The organism is Pimelobacter simplex, from assembly GCF_900114845.1.
Taxonomy (GTDB): domain Bacteria; phylum Actinomycetota; class Actinomycetes; order Propionibacteriales; family Nocardioidaceae; genus Nocardioides; species Nocardioides simplex.
On the sequence record NZ_FOUK01000002.1, the window covers coordinates 425,697 to 442,356 of the forward strand.

Annotated in this window: 16 protein-coding genes and 1 tRNA gene; 4 read left to right on the plus strand and 13 right to left on the minus strand. The window is 73.8% G+C overall.

The window, feature by feature from the left end; genetic code table 11:
- Positions 1–5: 5 nt before the first annotated feature.
- The 9 genes from prmC to BM223_RS09705 form a co-directional block, all read right to left on the minus strand.
- Positions 6–857 (minus strand): peptide chain release factor N(5)-glutamine methyltransferase, encoded by an 852-nt coding sequence (gene prmC / locus BM223_RS09665; protein ID WP_038678105.1) that lies wholly within the window; start codon positions 855–857, stop codon positions 6–8.
- A gap of 1 nt (position 858) precedes the next feature.
- Positions 859–1,932: a peptide chain release factor 1 gene (prfA, locus tag BM223_RS09670; protein WP_038678104.1), complete on the minus strand. Its 1,074-nt coding sequence runs from the start codon at positions 1,930–1,932 to the stop codon at positions 859–861.
- An 80-nt stretch (positions 1,933–2,012) separates the two neighbouring features.
- Positions 2,013–2,228 carry a 50S ribosomal protein L31 gene (rpmE, locus tag BM223_RS09675; protein ID WP_038678102.1) on the minus strand — a complete coding sequence of 72 codons (216 nt, stop codon included), beginning with the start codon at positions 2,226–2,228 and terminating at the stop codon, positions 2,013–2,015.
- A gap of 225 nt (positions 2,229–2,453) precedes the next feature.
- Complete coding sequence (gene rho / locus BM223_RS09680) at positions 2,454–4,268, minus strand: transcription termination factor Rho (protein WP_038678100.1); 1,815 nt, start codon at positions 4,266–4,268, stop codon at positions 2,454–2,456.
- Between the two features lie 178 nt (positions 4,269–4,446).
- Positions 4,447–5,358 carry a homoserine kinase gene (gene thrB, locus BM223_RS09685; RefSeq protein WP_038678098.1) on the minus strand — a complete coding sequence of 304 codons (912 nt, stop codon included), beginning with the start codon at positions 5,356–5,358 and terminating at the stop codon, positions 4,447–4,449.
- A gap of 16 nt (positions 5,359–5,374) precedes the next feature.
- Complete coding sequence (thrC, locus tag BM223_RS09690; RefSeq protein ID WP_371861500.1) at positions 5,375–6,448, minus strand: threonine synthase; 1,074 nt, start codon at positions 6,446–6,448, stop codon at positions 5,375–5,377.
- On the minus strand, positions 6,445–7,749 hold the full coding sequence (locus BM223_RS09695; protein ID WP_038678095.1) for a homoserine dehydrogenase: 1,305 nt from the start codon (positions 7,747–7,749) through the stop codon (positions 6,445–6,447). Before BM223_RS09695 ends, thrC begins: the two co-directional genes overlap by 4 nt.
- Before the next feature lie 70 nt (positions 7,750–7,819).
- Positions 7,820–9,160, minus strand: coding sequence for an MFS transporter (locus BM223_RS09700; RefSeq protein ID WP_038678093.1), 1,341 nt, complete (start codon positions 9,158–9,160; stop codon positions 7,820–7,822).
- On the minus strand, positions 9,157–10,122 hold the full coding sequence (locus tag BM223_RS09705; protein ID WP_038678091.1) for a zinc-binding dehydrogenase: 966 nt from the start codon (positions 10,120–10,122) through the stop codon (positions 9,157–9,159). The genes BM223_RS09700 and BM223_RS09705 overlap by 4 nt, the downstream gene beginning before the upstream one ends.
- Positions 10,123–10,158: 36 nt before the next feature.
- Here BM223_RS09705 and soxR point away from each other — a divergent pair, with 36 nt between their 5' ends.
- Positions 10,159–10,623: a redox-sensitive transcriptional activator SoxR gene (soxR, locus tag BM223_RS09710; protein WP_038678089.1), complete on the plus strand. Its 465-nt coding sequence runs from the start codon at positions 10,159–10,161 to the stop codon at positions 10,621–10,623.
- Positions 10,624–10,662: 39 nt separating this feature from the next.
- Here the strand turns inward: soxR and lysA are convergent, their stop codons facing one another.
- On the minus strand, positions 10,663–12,057 hold the full coding sequence (gene lysA, locus BM223_RS09715; RefSeq protein ID WP_038678087.1) for a diaminopimelate decarboxylase: 1,395 nt from the start codon (positions 12,055–12,057) through the stop codon (positions 10,663–10,665).
- A gap of 19 nt (positions 12,058–12,076) precedes the next feature.
- Positions 12,077–13,753: an arginine--tRNA ligase gene (argS, locus tag BM223_RS09720; protein WP_038678085.1), complete on the minus strand. Its 1,677-nt coding sequence runs from the start codon at positions 13,751–13,753 to the stop codon at positions 12,077–12,079.
- Between the two features lie 85 nt (positions 13,754–13,838).
- Between argS and BM223_RS09725 the strand changes: the two genes are divergently transcribed.
- The 3 genes from BM223_RS09725 to rnhA all read left to right on the plus strand — a co-directional run bounded on the left by BM223_RS09725 (position 13,839) and on the right by rnhA (position 14,975).
- A tRNA-Arg gene (locus tag BM223_RS09725) sits at positions 13,839–13,911 on the plus strand.
- A complete protein-coding gene (locus BM223_RS09730) occupies positions 13,882–14,472 on the plus strand; it encodes an RNA 2'-phosphotransferase (RefSeq protein WP_235319227.1) in 591 nt (196 codons plus the stop codon). The genes BM223_RS09725 and BM223_RS09730 overlap by 30 nt, the downstream gene beginning before the upstream one ends.
- A gap of 29 nt (positions 14,473–14,501) precedes the next feature.
- Positions 14,502–14,975 (plus strand): ribonuclease HI, encoded by a 474-nt coding sequence (gene rnhA, locus BM223_RS09735; RefSeq protein ID WP_038678084.1) that lies wholly within the window; start codon positions 14,502–14,504, stop codon positions 14,973–14,975.
- Here the strand turns inward: rnhA and BM223_RS09740 are convergent.
- Both BM223_RS09740 and BM223_RS09745 read right to left on the minus strand, forming a co-directional pair.
- Complete coding sequence (locus tag BM223_RS09740) at positions 14,962–15,864, minus strand: LCP family protein (protein ID WP_038678082.1); 903 nt, start codon at positions 15,862–15,864, stop codon at positions 14,962–14,964. The two genes, rnhA and BM223_RS09740, sit on opposite strands and share 14 nt — an antisense overlap.
- The gene (locus BM223_RS09745) at positions 15,864–16,418 is read right to left on the minus strand and encodes a hypothetical protein (protein ID WP_038678079.1); all 555 of its coding nucleotides are present in this window, start codon (positions 16,416–16,418) and stop codon (positions 15,864–15,866) included. Before BM223_RS09745 ends, BM223_RS09740 begins: the two co-directional genes overlap by 1 nt.
- Between the last annotated feature and the right edge of the window lie 242 nt (positions 16,419–16,660).

The following is a 16,660-nucleotide window of genomic DNA, read 5'->3' on the forward strand; positions in this document are numbered from 1 at the left end:
CGTCGTCATCGCGGGCGGCGTGCCGTCAGGAAGCGCGGGCGCCCGGCGAGGTCCCGGTGGTCGCGGACCTCCTCCCAGCGTCCGCTGCGGCTCAGCACACCGGGTGCCGACTCCCCCTGGGCGTCGGCGTGCTCGATGCCGACGACACCGCCGGGCTTGAGCAGCTCGGCGCCGCGGCGGTCGAGGACGCGGATCGCGTCGAGGCCGTCGTCGCCGGAGAACAGGGCCAGGTGCGGGTCGTGATCGCGCGCCTCGACGGCGACCGACTCCCACGCCTCGAGGGGCACGTACGGGGGGTTGCTGACGAGCACGTCGACCTGGCCGACGAGGTCGTCGAAGGCCGTCGCGAGGTCGCCGAGGCGCAGGTCGACGCCGGTCCCGGCCAGGTTGCGCTCAGCCCAGGCGTGGGCCGGCGGGTCGAGCTCGACGGCGTGCACCCGCGCCTGCGGCACCTCGTCGGCGATGCTCTTCGCTATTACTCCCGACCCGGTGCACAGGTCGACGACGACCGGGGTCTCCCCCGCCGCCACCAGCGCCGCGGCCCGCTCGATCGCCCAGCCGGCCAGCAGCTCGGTCTCGGGGCGCGGCACGAAGACGCCGGGGCCGACCTCGACCGAGACGTGCCGGAACCAGGCGACGCCGAGCAGGTGCTGCAGGGGCTCGCGCCCTGCGCGGCGGGCGACCAGCTCGTCGTACCGCTCGGCCTGGGCGGGGGCGACGGGCGGGTCGAGGTGGAGCGCGCCGCGCGTCGTCCCGAGGACGTGGGCGAGGAGCTCGGCGGCGTCGTGGTCGGGGCTCGCGACCCCGGCCGCACCGAGCCGCTGGGCCGCGGCGCGGACGAGCTGCTGGGCGGCCATCTCAGTCCTCGAGGGCGGCGAGCCGGGCGGCCATGTCGGTCTCGACGCAGGAGTCGAGCAGCGGCTGCAGGTCGCCGTCGAGGACCTGGTCGAGGTTGTAGGCCTTGTAGCCGGTGCGGTGGTCGGAGATCCGGTTCTCCGGGTAGTTGTAGGTGCGGATCCGCTCGGAGCGGTCGACCGTGCGGACCTGGCTGCGGCGCGCGTCGCTCGCCTCGGCGTCCGCGGCGTCCTGGGCGGCCTGGAGGAGCCGGGCGCGCAGGATGCGCAGCGCCTGCTCCTTGTTCTGCAGCTGGGACTTCTCGTTCTGGCAGCTCACCACGATGCCCGTGGGCAGGTGGGTGATCCGCACCGCCGAGTCGGTCGTGTTGACGCTCTGGCCGCCGGGACCGGACGAGCGGAAGACGTCGATGCGCAGGTCGTTGTCGTTGATCTCGACGTCGACCTGCTCGGCCTCCGGCATCACCAGGACACCGGCCGCGCTCGTGTGGATCCGGCCCTGCGACTCGGTCACCGGCACCCGCTGGACCCGGTGCACGCCGCCCTCGAACTTGAGCAGCGCGTACGGCGTCTGCCCGGGCTCGGTGGCGCCCGGCGACTTCACCGCGACCGTCACCGACTTGTAGCCCCCGAGGTCGGACTCGGTGGCATCGAGGATCTCGGTCTTCCAGCCGCGGCGCTCGGCGTACCGGCTGTACATCCGCAGCAGGTCGCCGGCGAAGAGCGCGCTCTCCTCGCCGCCCTCCCCCGACTTCACCTCGAGCAGGGCGTCCTTGTCGTCGGCCGGGTCGCGCGGGACCAGCAGCCGGCGCAGCCGCTCGGCGGCCTCCTCGCGCTGCTCGAGCAGCCCGTCGACCTCGTCGGCGAAGGACGGGTCGTCGGCGGCGAGCTCGCGCGCGGCCTCGGCGTCGTCCCCGTGCTGCTGCCACTCGCGCCAGGTCGCGATGATCGCGTTGAGCTCGGCGTAGCGGCGGTTGAGCGTGCGCGCGAGCCGCGCGTCGGCATGGGTCTCGGGGAGCGCGAGCCGGGACTCCAGCTCGGCGTGCTCGGCGAGCATGCCCTCGACGGCTTCGAACACCTCAGGGAACCTCCGTGGCAGTGGCGGGAATGCGAAACGCCGGCCGTCCGCAGGTGCGGACGGCCGGCGCTCGGAGGCAGCTACTTCTTGGCAGCCTTGGCGTAGCGGGCCTCGAAGCGGGCGACGCGGCCGCCGGTGTCGAGGATCTTCTGCTTGCCGGTGTAGAACGGGTGGCACTGCGAGCACACGTCGGCGTGGATCGAGCCGGACGTCGCGGTGCTGCGGGTGGTGAACGACGCGCCACAGGTGCAGGTCACCTGGGTCACGACGTAGTCGGGGTGGATGTCCTTCTTCATGGGTGTCCTCTCACAAGGGGTCCGGGTCGTCACACGGGTTGCGGACGTGAACCGGAGCCAACAGATGATTCTACGACGTGGGTGGGCGGCACCCAAATGCCGGGCGGCGCCGCCTCCCCCGGTTCTGCTGGTCGAGCTAGTCGCGCAGGCCGGCAGCGTGTCGGGAGCCGCGTCTCCGGCAGCTTGCTGCCCTTCTCGCGGCGGAGACACGCTCGGCCCATCCCATCAGTCGCGCTGGACGCGGAGGAGGAACTCGTAGTTCGACTTGCTGTTGCGCAGCCGCTGGAGGAGCGTCGCGTGGGCCTCGACCCGGTCGCCGTCCGCGAGCTCGCGGCGCAGCTTCCAGACGATCTCGAGCTCCTCCTTGCCGAGCAGCAGCTCCTCGCGGCGGGTGCCGGAGGCGACGACGTCGATCGCGGGGAACTCGCGCTTGTCGGCGAGGTCCGAGCGCAGCCGCAGCTCGAGGTTCTCGGTGCCGCGCAGCTCCTCGAAGATGACCTCGTCGACGCGTGAGCCGGAGTCGACCACGGCGGTCGCGAGGACGGTGAGCGAGCCGCCGTTCTCGATGTTGCGGGCAGCCCCGAAGAAGCGCTTCGGCGGGAAGAGCGCCGAGGCGTCGACGCCGCCGGACAGGATCCGGCCGCTGGCCGGCGCGGCCAGGTTGTAGGCGCGTCCCAGTCGGGTCAGGCCGTCGAGCAGGACGACGACGTCGTGCCCGAGCTCGACCAGGCGCTTGGCGCGCTCGATGGCGAGCTCGGCCAGCGTCGTGTGGTCGGCCGCCGGGCGGTCGAAGGTGCTCGCGATGACCTCGCCCTTGATCGACCGCTCGAAGTCGGTGACCTCCTCGGGGCGCTCGTCGACCAGGACCACCATCAGGTGGCACTCCGGGTTGTTCGCGGTGATCGCCGCGGCGATCTGGCGCAGCAGCGTCGTCTTGCCCGCCCGCGCCGGCGACACGATCAGGCCCCGCTGGCCCTTGCCCACGGGCGCGGCCAGGTCGATCAGCCGGCCCGCGAGGTTGTCGGACGTCGTCTCGAGCCGGAGCCGCTCGGTCGGCGAGACCGGCGTCAGCTCGGTGAACTCGACCCGGTTCTTGACCTGCTCCGGGTCGACCCCGTTGACCGTGTCGATGCGGACCATCGGGTTGAACTTCTCGCGCCGCTCGCCCTCGCGCGGCTGGCGGACCTGGCCGGTGATCGCGTCGCCGCGGCGCAGGCCGTACTTGCGGACCATCGACAGCGACAGGTAGACGTCGTCGGTGCCGGGCAGGTAGCCGCTGGTCCGCACGAACGCGTAGTTGTCGAGCACGTCGAGGATGCCGGCGGCCGGCACCAGGACGTCGTCCTCGCGGACCTCGGTGTCGGGCTCGCGGCCGGCGCGCGTCGTCCGGTCGCGGTCGCGGCCGCGGCGACGCCGGTTGCGGCGGCTGCCGCCCTCGGTGCCGTCGCCGTCGTCGTCACCGTCGGCGTCGTCGGCCTCGGCGTTCGCGCTGGCGGCTGCGGCGGCCTCCCGGGCTGCGGCGGCGGCGGCCTGCTGCTGCTGCTGCTTCTGGGCGGCCTGCTGCTTCTGGCTCTGCTGCTGGTTCTGCTGCTTCTGCTTCTGCTGCTTGCCGGAGCCCTTGCCGCCGCCCTGCTGCTTCTCGGCCTGCGGCTGCTGCTTCTCAGCCTGCTGCGGCTGCTGCTTCTGCTCGGCCTGCTGCGGCGGAGCGGTCTTCTCGGCGACCGGCTGCTGCGGCTGCTGCTGCTTCTCGGCGACCGGCTCCGCTGCCGCCGGCCGACTGCTGCCGCCACCACCGCCACCGCCACCGCCCGCCTGCGCGCCCTTGATGGCGTCGACCAGGGCGGCCTTCTTCATGCTGCCGGCACCGGCGATGCCCATGCCGTTGGCCATCGCCTTGAGGTCGGCCAGGAGCATCGAGTTGAGTCCACCGGAGCGCTTCCGCGGCGCCTTCGCGGCAGCCTTCTGCGGAGCCTTCTCGGCAGCCTGCTGCTCGGGCGCGGCCGCGGGGGCCGACGGGGTGGAGTCGGGGGTTTCGGTCACGTGAGTCCTTCCCACGTATCTCGCGCGTCCCGCCCGGGTCCGGCTGGTCCGGAGCGGACCAGCGCACTGGTCTGAGTCCTGCGAAGATCCTGCGAAGACCGGTCCGGACGGTGCCGGTCCGAGTCTGGAAAGAGAGGGCGAGCCGTGCTCGCCGGGCGCCGGGAACTGCGGCGCAGCGTCAATGTACCACCACGGCACCTGTGCTGCTGATCACCAGGGCGCGCGCGTCCCAGCCGTCGGGGCAGCGGGCGAGGAGGGCGTCGGTGGCGGCGGTGCCGGGGCCGTCGGCGAACGCGAGGACGGTGGGACCGGCGCCCGAGACGACCGCCGGCACGCCGTCGGCGCGGAGCGCGTCGACGAGGGCGAGGCTCGTCGGCATGGCGGGGCGGCGGTAGTCCTGGTGGAGCCGGTCCTCGGTGGCGCGCAGGAGCTCCTCGGGGCGCCCGGAGAGGGCGGCGACGAGGAGGGCGGCGCGGCCGGCGTTGGCGGCGGCGTCCGCGTGCGGGACGGCGGCGGGGATCAGGCCGCGGGCGGCCTCGGTCGAGAGCGGGGACGGGGGGATGAAGACGACGGCGCCGATCCGCGGGTCGACGCCGGCGGGGACGGCCCAGAAGGCGCCGTCGGCGTCCTGGCCGGAGATGACGAAGCCGCCGAGCAGGGCGGGCGCGACGTTGTCGGGGTGCCCCTCGAGCTGGGCAGCGAGGTCGAGCAGCGCGGCGTCGTCGAGGAGCAGCCGGCCGCCGGCGACGAGCTCGCGGGCGAGCCAGACGCCGCCGACGATGGCGGCCGACGACGAGCCGAGCCCACGGGCGTGCGGGATGACGTTGGCGCAGGTCAGCCGCAGGCCGGTGGGCTGCTTGCCGAGGCGGTCGAAGGTCGCGCGCATCGCGCGGAGGACGAGGTGGTCCTCGTCGAGCGGGACCTCGCCGGCGCCGTACCCGGTGACCTCGACGACGAGGCCGTCGGGCAGCACCTCGGCCTCGAGCTCGTCGCGCAGGTCGAGCGCGAGCCCGAGGGTGTCGAAGCCGGGGCCGAGGTTCGCCGACGTGGCGGGCACCCGGACGCGCACGGGGCCGGCGACGAAGGTCATCGAGCCGGGCCCGGGGTCAGAGGCCGGCCGCGTGGGCCGCGGCGTCGACGTCGGCGTCCACGACGGTGTCCGGGAGGACGAGGCCGTCGAGGGCGGTGGCGATGTCCTTGAGGCCGTGGCCGGTCACCGTGACCGCGACGGTCGCGCCGGCGTAGCTCTCCCCCGCGGCGAGCTCGGCGAGCAGCCCGGCGATGCCGGCCGCCGAGGCGGGCTCGACGAAGACGCCGTCGTTGGCGGCGAGCGCCTTCTGGGCGGCGAGGATCTGGGCGTCCGAGACGGCGGCGAAGCGGCCGCCGGACTCGTCGCGCGCGGCCTCGGCGAGCTTCCAGGAGGCCGGGTTGCCGATCCGGATCGCGGTCGCCGCGGTCTCGGGCTCGGGGAACGGCTCACCGGTCACCAGCGGGGCGGCGCCCTCAGCCTGGAAGCCGCGCATCACGGGCTTCTTGGTGGCGCGCCCGAGCGCGGCGTACTGCGTGTAGCCGAGCCAGTACGCCGAGATGTTGCCCGCGTTGCCGACCGGCAGCAGGTGGAAGTCCGGGGCGTCGCCGAGGAAGTCGACGATCTCGAAGGCGGCCGTCTTCTGGCCCTCGAGGCGGGCCGGGTTGACCGAGTTGACCAGCGCGACGGGGTACTTCCACGCCATCTCGCGGGCCATCCGCAGGCAGTCGTCGAAGTTGCCGCGGACCTGGATGACCTGCGAGCCGTGCAGCACCGCCTGGGCCATCTTGCCGGCCGAGATCTTGCCCTCGGGCACGAGCACGATGGGGGTGACGCCGGCCTTGGCCGCGTAGGCCGCCATCGACGCGGACGTGTTGCCGGTCGATGCGCAGACCACCGCCTTCGCACCCTCGTGGACGGCGACCGAGAGCGCAGTCGTCATCCCGCGGTCCTTGAAGGAGCCCGTCGGGTTGTTGCCCTCGACCTTGAGCCACACCTCGGCCCCGGTCTGGCCGGAGAGCCAGCCGGAGTGGACGAGCGGCGTGCCGCCCTCGCGGAGGGTGACAGCAGGGGTGTCCTGCGGGATGTCGAGGAGCTCGCGGTACTCCTCGATGACGCCCCGCCACTGACCGTTGGTCGCGCTCATGCTCACTCTTCGGTTCCCTCGACGCGCATCACCGAGGTGACCTCGCGGACGATCTCCATGTCGCGCAGCTTGTCGACGGTCGCGGCGAGTGCCGCGTCCGTCGCCTCGTGCGAGACGACGACGAGCTGGGCGTCGTTGCCCCGGCCCTCCTGACGGACGGTCTGGATCGAGACCCCCTGCTCGGCGAAGGCCTGCGCCACCGCCGCCAGCACGCCCGCCCGGTCGTCGACGTCGATGGCGACGTGGTAGCGGGTGCGGGTCTCGCCCATGGGCAGCACCGCCCGGTCGGCGTACGCCGACTCGCCGACGCCGCGCGTGCCCTGACGGTGGTTGCGGGCGACCGTGACGAGGTCGCCGAGGACCGCGCTCGCGGTGGGCGAGCCGCCCGCGCCCGGTCCGTAGAACATGAGCTGGCCGGCGGCCTCGGACTCGACGAAGACAGCGTTGTAGGCCTCGCGCACGCTGGCCAGCGGGTGCGAGCGCGGGATCATCGCCGGGTGCACGCGCACGCTGACGGCGTCGTCGCCCTCGGGGGTGGGGCGCAGCTCGGCGATGGCGAGCAGCTTGACGACGCTGCCCATCTCGCGCGCGGAGCGCACGTCGCCGGCGGACACGTCGGTGATGCCCTCGCGGTGGACGTCGGCCGCGGTCACCCGCGAGTGGAACGCCAGGCTGGCGAGGATCGCGGCCTTGGCCGCGGCGTCGAAGCCCTCGACGTCGGCGGTCGGGTCCGCCTCGGCGTAGCCGAGCGCCTGGGCCTCCTCGAGGGCGTCGGCGAAGCCGGCACCCGAGGTGTCCATCTTGTCGAGGATGAAGTTGGTGGTGCCGTTGACGATGCCGAGCACCCGGGTCACCCGGTCACCCGCGAGCGACTCGCGCAGCGGGCGCAGGATCGGGATGGCGCCGGCGACGGCGGCCTCGTAGTAGAGGTCGCGACCGGCCTTCTCGGCGGCCTCGAAGAGCGTCGGGCCGTCCTCGGCGAGCAGCGCCTTGTTGGCGGTGACCACCGAGGCGCCGTTCTCGAGCGCGGAGAGGATGAGCGAGCGGGCGGGCTCGATGCCGCCGATCACCTCGATCACGAGGTCGACGTCGTCGCGGGCGACCAGCGCCGCGGCGTCGGTGGTGAGCAGATCGGCGGGGACGTCGACCTCGCGCGGCGCGTCGAGACGTCGTACCGCGACGCCGGCGAGCTCCACACGGGCCCCGACCCGGGCCGCCAGGTCGTCGGCCTGCTCGCCGAGGAGCCGCACCACCTGCGACCCGACGGATCCGCAGCCGAGCACGGCAACCTTGAGAGGACTGTTCACCGGTCTAGGGTATCGGCGCCGGTGGAAGGTCCCGCCACCCGCTGCGCATGGCGGACACCTTGCGGTCCGATCAGCCCCGCAACCGGGCCGCCGGCACCAGCGCGAGCGCGCCGAGCACGGCCGCCGCGACGACGAGCGCGGTCGCGGCCGGCACCGGCGCGGTCGCGGCGAAGCCCGCGAAGAGGACGCCGCCGAGCGCGACGCCGGCGCTGTTGGCGAGGTAGTCGCTGAGCTGGAGGGACGACGAGACCTCGCCGGCCCGGTCGTCCTCGGCGGTGGCGAGCGCGAGCACCGACAGGGTCGGGAAGGCCAGGCCGATGCCGAAGCCGGCGCACCCCCACGCCAGGACCGGCACGACGAGCGGGACCGCCGCGACCGACACGAGCGCGAAGCCGCCGATCCCCAGGGCGAGCAGCGCCGCACCGAGCCGGACCCGGCCGGGCTGGTCGGCGAGGAGCGGCCACCGGGCGGCGAGCACCGCCCCGCCGGACCAGGTGAGGGCGCCGACGGTGAGCACCCAGCCGGCCTGGGTGAGGGTCAGGCCGCGCTCCAGGGTGAGCAGGAGCGGGAGGTAGACCTCGGCGGCGGCGAAGGCCGTCCCGACGGCAGCGCGGGTGCCGAGCACGGCGGGCAGCCCGGCGCGCAGGGTCCACACGCGCGGCGGGAGCAGCCGCCCTCCCCCGGCGACGATCGCCGCGAGGCCCGCGGCGACGAGCAGCGGCCAGAGCGGCAGCGTGCGCTGGCCGGCGACGCTGACCAGCAGGACGCCGCCCGCGGCGAGCAGCGCGAACGGCAGCCGGGCCGGCCGGGGCCGGCTGGTCCCGGCGCGCGAGGGTGCGTCGGCGACCAGCAGCCAGGCGGCGACCGCGAGCACCGGCACCCCGAGGAAGACCCAGCGCCAGCCGACGGTGGCGGCGACCCACGCCGCGACGACCGGGCCGACCAGCGCCGGCAGCACCCAGCCCATCGTGAGGACGGCGAACACCTGCGGGCGCAGCCGCTCGGGGTAGGCCTGGGCGATCAGGACGTACAGCGCGACGCCGAGCACGCCGCCGCCGTACCCGTGCACGAGGCGGCCCAGCAGGAACAGCGGCATGCTCGGGGCGAGCCCGGCGAGCACCACGCCGAGGCAGAAGACGACCAGCCCGCCGCGCAGGGCCGGACCGGGGCCGAGCCGGTCGACGGCGGCGCCGGTGACGGGCAGGGCGACGACCGCGGCGGCGAGCGGCGCGGCGAACGCGACGGCGTACCAGCGCAGGCCGTCGAGCTCGTCGGCGATGTCGGGCATCACCGTGGCGACGGCGAGCGCCTCGAAGGCGAAGAGGAAGGCGAGCGAGAAGACGCCGACCGTGGTGCGCCCGTGCCGGCCCCGCCACGGCGACTCCACCGCGGCCGGGACGACCGCGGTCACCGGGCGGGCCGATCGGTCACCAGGACGACCTTGCCCGTGACGGCCGACGCCTCGAGAGCACGGTGTGCGGCGGCCGCGTCGGCGAGCGGGAAGACCGAGCCGACGTGCGGCACCCGGGTGCCGTCGGCGGCGGCGTCCAGGGCCGCGCCCTCGAACTCGGCGAGCCGGCTCATGATCGGCGGCCCCAGGACGTCGACGACCGGCCGGGCCGGGTCGTCGTAGGCGTTCTGGACGCCGGACGCCCAGCCGTAGCGGACCAGCCGCCCGCCGGGCGCGAGCCGGTCGTAGAGCGCCTGCCCGACCTCGCCGCCGACGCCGTCGAGGACCAGGGCGAGCGCGGGGACCTGCGCCGCCCAGTCGGGGTCGTGCCGGTCGAGGGACGGGTCGGCGCCGTACCGTGCCGCGAGCGCGACCTTCGCCGGCCCGCCCGCCACGCCGAGCGCGGTGCCGCCCGCGTGCCGCACGCCCTGCAGGAGCAGGACGCCGAGCCCGCCGGCGGCCGAGGTGACGGCGACGACGTCGTCCGCGGTCAGGCCGGCGACGCCGGCGAGCTCGAGGATCGCGGTGGCGGTCCGGCCGGTGCCGATCGCGGCCACCGCGGTCGGCGCGTCGAGCCCGTCGGGCAGGACGTAGGCGCGGGTCACGTCGACGACCGCCTGGTCGGCGTACCCACCGCCGGCAAAGCCGAGGTGGGCGACCACGCGCTGGCCGATCCAGGCCGGGTCGACCCCGGGACCGACCCGGTCGACCGCGCCGGCGACCTCGCGTCCCGGCACCACCGGCAGCGTGGGCGGCTCACCGGCCCCGAACGACTCCCCCGCCCGGATCGAGGTGTCGAGCAGGTGGACGCCCGCCGCCTCGACGGCGATCCGGACCTGGCCGGAGGCGGGGACGAGGTCGGGGAGCTCCTCGAGACGGAGGACGTCGGTGGGCCCGAAGGCGTGGTGGCGGATCGCATGCATGACGTCATTCGACAACCTCAAGTATGGTTGAGGTCAATGAGCGACATCAACCGCGAGCTCCGCAGCCACGACCTCACGCCCGGCGACGTCTCCCGCCGTGCGGGCGTCGCCATCTCCGCCCTCCACTTCTACGAGCGCGAAGGACTGATCGAGAGCATCCGGACCGCCGGCAACCAGCGCCGCTACCACCGCGACGTGCTCCGCCGCGTCGCCTTCATCCGGGTCTCGCAGAGCGTGGGGATCTCCCTGGCCGACATCCGCGCCGCCCTCGCCACCCTCCCCGAGGGCCGGACGCCGACGAAGGCCGACTGGGCCCGCCTCTCCGGCGGCTGGCGCACCGAGCTCGAGACCCGGATCGCCCAGCTGCAGAAGCTCCGCGACACCCTCGACGACTGCATCGGCTGCGGCTGCCTGTCGATGCGCTCGTGCGCGCTGGCCAACCCCGGCGACGTCCTGGAGCAGTACGGCGACGGGCCGGTCCGGCTCATGGGGCGCGGCTGAGAGTCGGGTCGAGCCGCAGACGCGCTCGGCCCGACAGGGTCAGCCCAGGTCGGTGGCGAGCAGGTCGTCCTCGGTCTCACGCCGCACGATCACCCGCGCCACCCCGTCCTTGACCGCGATCACCGGCGGCCGCAGCGCGTGGTTGTAGTTGGACGCCATCGAGCGGCAGTAGGCGCCGGTGCCGGGCACCGCGAGCAGGTCGCCGGGGGCGATGTCGCCGGGCAGGAACTCGTCGCGGACGACGATGTCGCCGGCCTCGCAGTGCTTCCCGACCACCCGGGCGAGCACCGGAGTGGCGTCGGAGCGGCGTCCGGCGAGCGTGCAGGAGTAGTCGGCGTCGTAGAGGGCGGTGCGGATGTTGTCGCTCATCCCGCCGTCGACGCTGACGTAGGTGCGGACGGCGCCGGCGTCGAGGGTGACCTGCTTGACCGTGCCGACGGTGTAGACGGTGCACATCGCGGGGCCGACGATGGCGCGGCCGGGCTCGATCGAGAGCCGCGGGCGGGCGACGTCGAGGGCCCGGCACTCGTGGTCGACGATCGCGGTCAGCTCGGCGGCCAGCTGGGCGGGCTCGCGCGGGTCGTCCTGGGTCGTGTAGGCGATGCCGAAGCCGCCGCCGAGGTCCATCTCGGGCATGACGGCGCCGAGCTCGGTCGCCACCCGGGCGTGCAGGCCGAGCACCCGGCGGGCGGCGACCTCGAAGCCGGCGGAGTCGAAGATCTGGCTGCCGATGTGGGAGTGCAGGCCGAGCAGCTCGACGCCGGGCGCCTCGTGGAGACGACGGACGGCCTCGAAGGCGTCGCCGGAGGTGATCGAGAAGCCGAACTTCTGGTCCTCGTGGGCGGTCGCGATGTACTCGTGGGTGTGCGCCTCGACGCCGGCGGTCACCCGGACCATCGCGCGCGCCGGGAGGCCGGTGTCGGCGGCGACCATCGCCAGCCGCTCGACCTCCTGGAAGGAGTCGACGATGACCCGCCCGACGCCGGCGGAGACCGCACGGCGCAGCTCGGCGACCGTCTTGTTGTTGCCGTGGTAGCCGATCCGGGCCGGCTCGACCCCCGCGCGCAGCGCGACGGTCAGCTCGCCGGCCGAGCAGACGTCGAGGTGGAGACCCTCCTCGGCCACCCAGCGGGCGACCGCGACGGAGAGGAACGCCTTGCCGGCGTAGTAGACGTCGTACTCGGCGAAGGCGTCGCGGAAGGCGCGGGCCCGGCCCCGGAAGTCGTCCTCGTCGAGGACGTACGCCGGGGTGTTGTGCTCGGCGACCAGGTCGGCGAGCGGCAGCCCGCCGACGACGAGGTCGCCACTCTCGGTCTTGTGCGCCGTCGCCGGCCACAGCTGCGGCACGAGCGTGTTGACGTCGGCGGGCGGCTGCAGCCAGGCAGGTCCGCGCAGGGCGCCGGGCGCGTGCGCCCAGCCGGCCTCGTGGGTCATCTGGTCGTCTCTTCCCGGGTCACATGCGCTCGGGCGCGGAGACGCCGAGCAGGTCGAGGCCGTTGGCGATCACCGTCTGGGTGGCGACGACCAGCACCATGCGGGCGAGGTTGGCCGGACCGGCCGGCTCGTCGCCCTGGGGCAGCATCCGGCACTCCTTGGTGTCGTACCACTTGTTGAACACCGAGGCGGTGTCCTCGAGGTAGCGCGCGATCCGGTGCGGCTCGCGCAGCTCGGCGGCGCTCGCCACCACCCGCGGGAACTCCGCGAGCGCCCGCAGCAGCTCGCCGTCGCGCTCGTGGTCGAGCAGCGCCGGGTCGAAGCCGGTCGTGAGGTCGGGCAGCACCATGCCGAGGTCGGCGGCGTTGGCGAGCATCCGGCACGTCCGCGCGTGGGCGTACTGGACGTAGTACACAGGGTTGTCGTTGGACGCCTTGGTGATCTCGGCGACGTCGAGCACCAGCGGCGAGTCGGCCGGGTAGCGCGCCAGCGAGTAGCGCAGCGCGTCGACGCCGATCTCCTCGGCCAGCTCGTCGAGCGTGACGATGGTGCCCGCCCGCTTCGACAGCTTGAGCTCGGCCCCGTCCTTGAGGATCTTGACCAGCTGGCCGATCAGCACCTCGAGCGTCTGGGCCGGGTCGTCGCCGGCGCAGGCCGCCATCGCGCGCAGCCGGCCGACGTACCCGTGGTGGTCGGCGCCGAGCAGGTAGATGCAGCGGTCGAAGCCGCGCGCCCGCTTGTTGAGGTAGTAGGCGGTGTCGGAGGCGAAGTAGGTCAGCTCGCCGTCGGACTTGATGAGGACCCGGTCCTTGTCGTCGCCGTAGTCGGTGGTGCGCATCCACAGCGCGCCGTCCTGCTCGAAGACGTGGCCCTTCTCCTTGAGGCTCGCCAGCGTCTCGGGCACCGAGCCGGACTCGTGCAGCGACAGCTCGGAGAACCACACGTCGAAGTGGGTGTTGAAGCCCGCGAGCTGGTCCTGCTGCTCCTTGAGCTGGATCTCGTAGCCCTTGGCCCGCACCGCGGCCAGCCGCTCGTCGCCCTCGAGCTCGAAGATGCCGGGGCTCGCCGCGGCCACGGCCTTGGCCAGGTCGTCGATGTAGGCGCCCGCATAGCCGTCGTCGGGCTTGGGCTCCCCCAGCGCCGACGCGATGATCGACGCGGCGAAGTTGTTCATCTGCACGCCGCGGTCGTTGATGTAGAACTCGCGGGTCACCTCGGCACCCGCCGCCGCCAGCACCCGCGCGATCGCGTCGCCGAGCACCGCCCACCGGGTGTGCCCCAGGTGGAGCGGACCGGTCGGGTTGGCCGAGATGAACTCGACGTTGATCCGCTGTCCGTCGAGGGTGTCGGTGCGCCCGTACGCCGCCCCGGCGGCGACGACCTCGGCCGCCACCTTGCCCTGCGCACCGGCCTCGACCGTGATGTTGAGGAAGCCCGGACCGGCCACCTCGACGTCCCCGATGCCCTCGGCGGCCCGCAGCTGGACGGCGAGCGCCTCGCCCAGCGCCCGCGGGTTGGTGCCGGCCTTCTTCGCCAGCTGGAGCGCCACGTTGGTCGCGTAGTCGCCGTGCCCCTTCTGCCGCGGTCGCTCCACCGTCACCTCGCTCGGCACGCCGTCGGGCAGGGTCAGGGAACCCTGGTCGACGAGCGCCTGGAGGGCATCGACGATGGTGGTGGAGAGCTGGGCCGGAGTCACGCCGGCAAGCCTATCGATGGGCACCGGTTTCTCTTGCACGGATATCGACCGGTAGGGTTCGGGACCGCACCTCCACGAGGTGCATGCCTCCGTAGCTCAGGGGATAGAGCACTGGTTTCCGGTACCAGGTGTCGCAGGTTCGAATCCTGCCGGAGGCGCCGCATGAACTCTTCGGACATCTCGTTGTCGAAGCACCTCTCGCTGGTCCTGCGGCATCGGCCGGACTCGATCGGCCTCGTGCTCGAGTCCATGGCTGGGTCCCTCTCGACGACGTCCTCTCGGCCCTGGCCGCCCACGGCTCGCGCGCGACGCGCGCCGACGTGCTGCGCGTGGTGGCAGGCAGCGACAAGCAGCGCTTCGAGCACGACCCGGCCACCGACCTGATCCGGGCGCGCCAGGGCCACTCGGTCCCCGTCGACCTCGGTCTCACCCCGACCACCCCGCCTGACGTCCTCTTCCACGGGACTCCCCGCCGCAACCTCACCTCGATCCGCGCCACCGGCCTCGATCGCCGGCGCCGGCACCACGTCCACCTGTCGCCGGACCGGCGGACGGCCGAGCTCGTCGGCGCCCGGCGTGGAGACTTCGTCGTACTGCGGGTCGAGGCGGCCGCGATGGCGGCCGACGGCCACGTGTTCCGGAGGACGGCGAACGACGTGTGGCTCACCGACACGGTGCCGCCGGCGTACCTCGCCGAGGACGACGTCCCACCGGCCTGAGGCTGTCGCGCGCCACCTACGCTGTCCCGGTGCCGACCGACCCCACCACCTCCCGCGTCACCATCCACACCGACGGCGCCTGCCTCGGCAACCCCGGTCCCGGCGGGTGGGGCGCGGTCCTCAGGTACGGCGACCACACGCTCGAGCTGCACGGCGGGGACCCCGCCACGACGAACAACCGGATGGAGCTGATGGCGGCCATCCGGGCGCTCGAGACGCTGACCCGGCCCTCGGTGGTCGACCTGCACACCGACAGCAGCTATGTCCGCAACGGGATCATGTCGTGGGTGGCGAAGTGGAAGGCGAACGGCTGGCGGACGTCGGCGAAGGCGCCCGTCAAGAACGACGACCTGTGGCGCCGGCTCGACGTCGCCGCGGCCGCGCACGATGTCGCCTGGCACTGGGTCAAGGGGCATGCGGGCGACCCGGGCAACGAGCTGGCGGACGCGTTGGCGGGCAAGGGGGCGCGCGAGGCGCGGGACGGGACACTCAGCAGCGCTTGATCGTCGCGTCCTTCCGGGCGTCGTCGCCGTAGCGGCGCGCGGTGCCGACCGAGGGCAGGACGACGCTGGCACCGTTGATGTTGCCGATCGAGCCGGGCAGCACGCAGGTGGTGACCTTGCGCGGGTCGACCTGGGCGATGGCCTGGCCGATGCGGAAGAGCTCCTTGGGCGAGACGCCCCGGGTCTTGAGGTGGCGCAGCACGCTGAGGACGCCGGCCTCGATCCAGCCGGGGCGCTCGGCGTTGGCCGCGATCTTGCGCTGGATGCCGCGGATGACGCGCTGCTGGTTCGCCGAGCGGTCGAAGTCGCCCTGGGGCAGCGACTTGCGGACCCGGGCGAACTCGACGGCGCGCATGCCGTTGATCTTGATCCGGCCGGCCTTCCAGCCGCGCGGGTTGAGGTGGGAGTCCGCGAAGAAGCGGGGGTTGTCGACGGTGATCCCGCCGATGCCGCTGATCAGCTCGGCCAGGCCGCTGAAGGTGGCGAGCATGACGTAGTCGGGCTGGACGCCCATCAGGTCGCCGACGGTCCGGCCGAGGAGCTGGGGGCCGCCGAAGTAGAGGGCGGCGTTGACCCGGTTCGAGCCGTGGCCGGGGATGGGCACCCAGCTGTCGCGCGGGATGCCGATGGCGGTCGCGGCGCCGGTCCGGGTGTCGATGCCGACGAGCTGGAGGGCGTCGGCGCGGCTGTGGAGGGGGTCCTCGCGGGGGCGGGTGTCGACGCCCGCGGCCAGGATCCAGACGACGTCGGGGTCGACGTCGACGCCCTCGGCGCGGTCGACCTTGACCAGGGTCAGGGTCGTCGGCGCCGGCGTGCTGTCCGGGACGACGAGCGCGGTGAGGGCGAGCACCAGCCCCAGCACCGCGGTCCGTACGATCCTGCGCACCATCACGCCCCCTCCTTGCCGCGGCTGACGTCGAACCCGAAGACCTGCCAGCCACCCTTCACCGGCGTCAGCAGCAGCCGGCCGGTGACCTGCTCGGTGCGCTCTCCCCCGCCGCTCAGCGCCAGGCCGATGCGCACCCGTGCGGTCGCCCCGGCGGCCCGGCCGTCGACGCCCAGGACGTCGACCCGGACCCGGCGCTCGGTGATCTCGACCGCGCTGAGGTCGGCGCCGACGGCGGCGTTGCTCATCACGCCCGGCTGGCGCTGGGCCAGCTTGCGGGCGTCGCGGGTGAACCCGGCGAAGGCCGGGCCGAAGTCGGTGCGCGGGTAGTCGCCGCCGTAGGCGCCGTCGACCCAGGTGTCGACGGCCGCGCTGACCGCGGCCACGACGGCGTCCGCCTTGGCCTTGCCGAGCCGCCCCCGGACCTTGCCGAGCCGGGCGTCGGTCGGGACCTGCTCGGTCGCGTGGCCGGACGGCTCGGGGCCGCTCGGCGCACCTTTCTCGTCGCCTCCCGAGCACCCGCTCAGGGCCAGGACCAGGACCGTGACGACGGCCACTTTCCGGGCGCGATCCGCTCTGCTCAGCACCTTCGGCACCCCCGTTCGCTCCACCCCCGGTACCCGGGCGGAATGTCTGATGCGCAACACCCTGCCTCAAAGGGTGACCGAGGGTCGGTATTTGCTTCGGCAGGGGACTAGCCTTGGCGGTCGACAGCACCCGCTACCGGTACGCGGGTCGGAGCAGCTCATCGGAAGAGGCGAAGCACGTCGTGACGCAGTCGTCAGACCAGTCCACCGGA

What these genes read in the sequence shown, in the direction of transcription:
- BM223_RS09740 (WP_038678082.1), bottom strand. Translation starts at nt 15,864, where the DNA reads ATGGTGCGCAGGATCGTACGGACCGCGGTGCTGGGGCTGGTGCTCGCC.
- soxR (WP_038678089.1), top strand. Translation starts at nt 10,159, where the DNA reads ATGAGCGACATCAACCGCGAGCTCCGCAGCCACGACCTCACGCCCGGC.
- prmC (WP_038678105.1), bottom strand. Translation starts at nt 857, where the DNA reads ATGGCCGCCCAGCAGCTCGTCCGCGCCGCGGCCCAGCGGCTCGGTGCG.
- BM223_RS09705 (WP_038678091.1), bottom strand. Translation starts at nt 10,122, where the DNA reads ATGCATGCGATCCGCCACCACGCCTTCGGGCCCACCGACGTCCTCCGT.
- thrB (WP_038678098.1), bottom strand. Translation starts at nt 5,358, where the DNA reads ATGACCTTCGTCGCCGGCCCCGTGCGCGTCCGGGTGCCCGCCACGTCG.
- lysA (WP_038678087.1), bottom strand. Translation starts at nt 12,057, where the DNA reads ATGACCCACGAGGCCGGCTGGGCGCACGCGCCCGGCGCCCTGCGCGGA.
- rpmE (WP_038678102.1), bottom strand. Translation starts at nt 2,228, where the DNA reads ATGAAGAAGGACATCCACCCCGACTACGTCGTGACCCAGGTGACCTGC.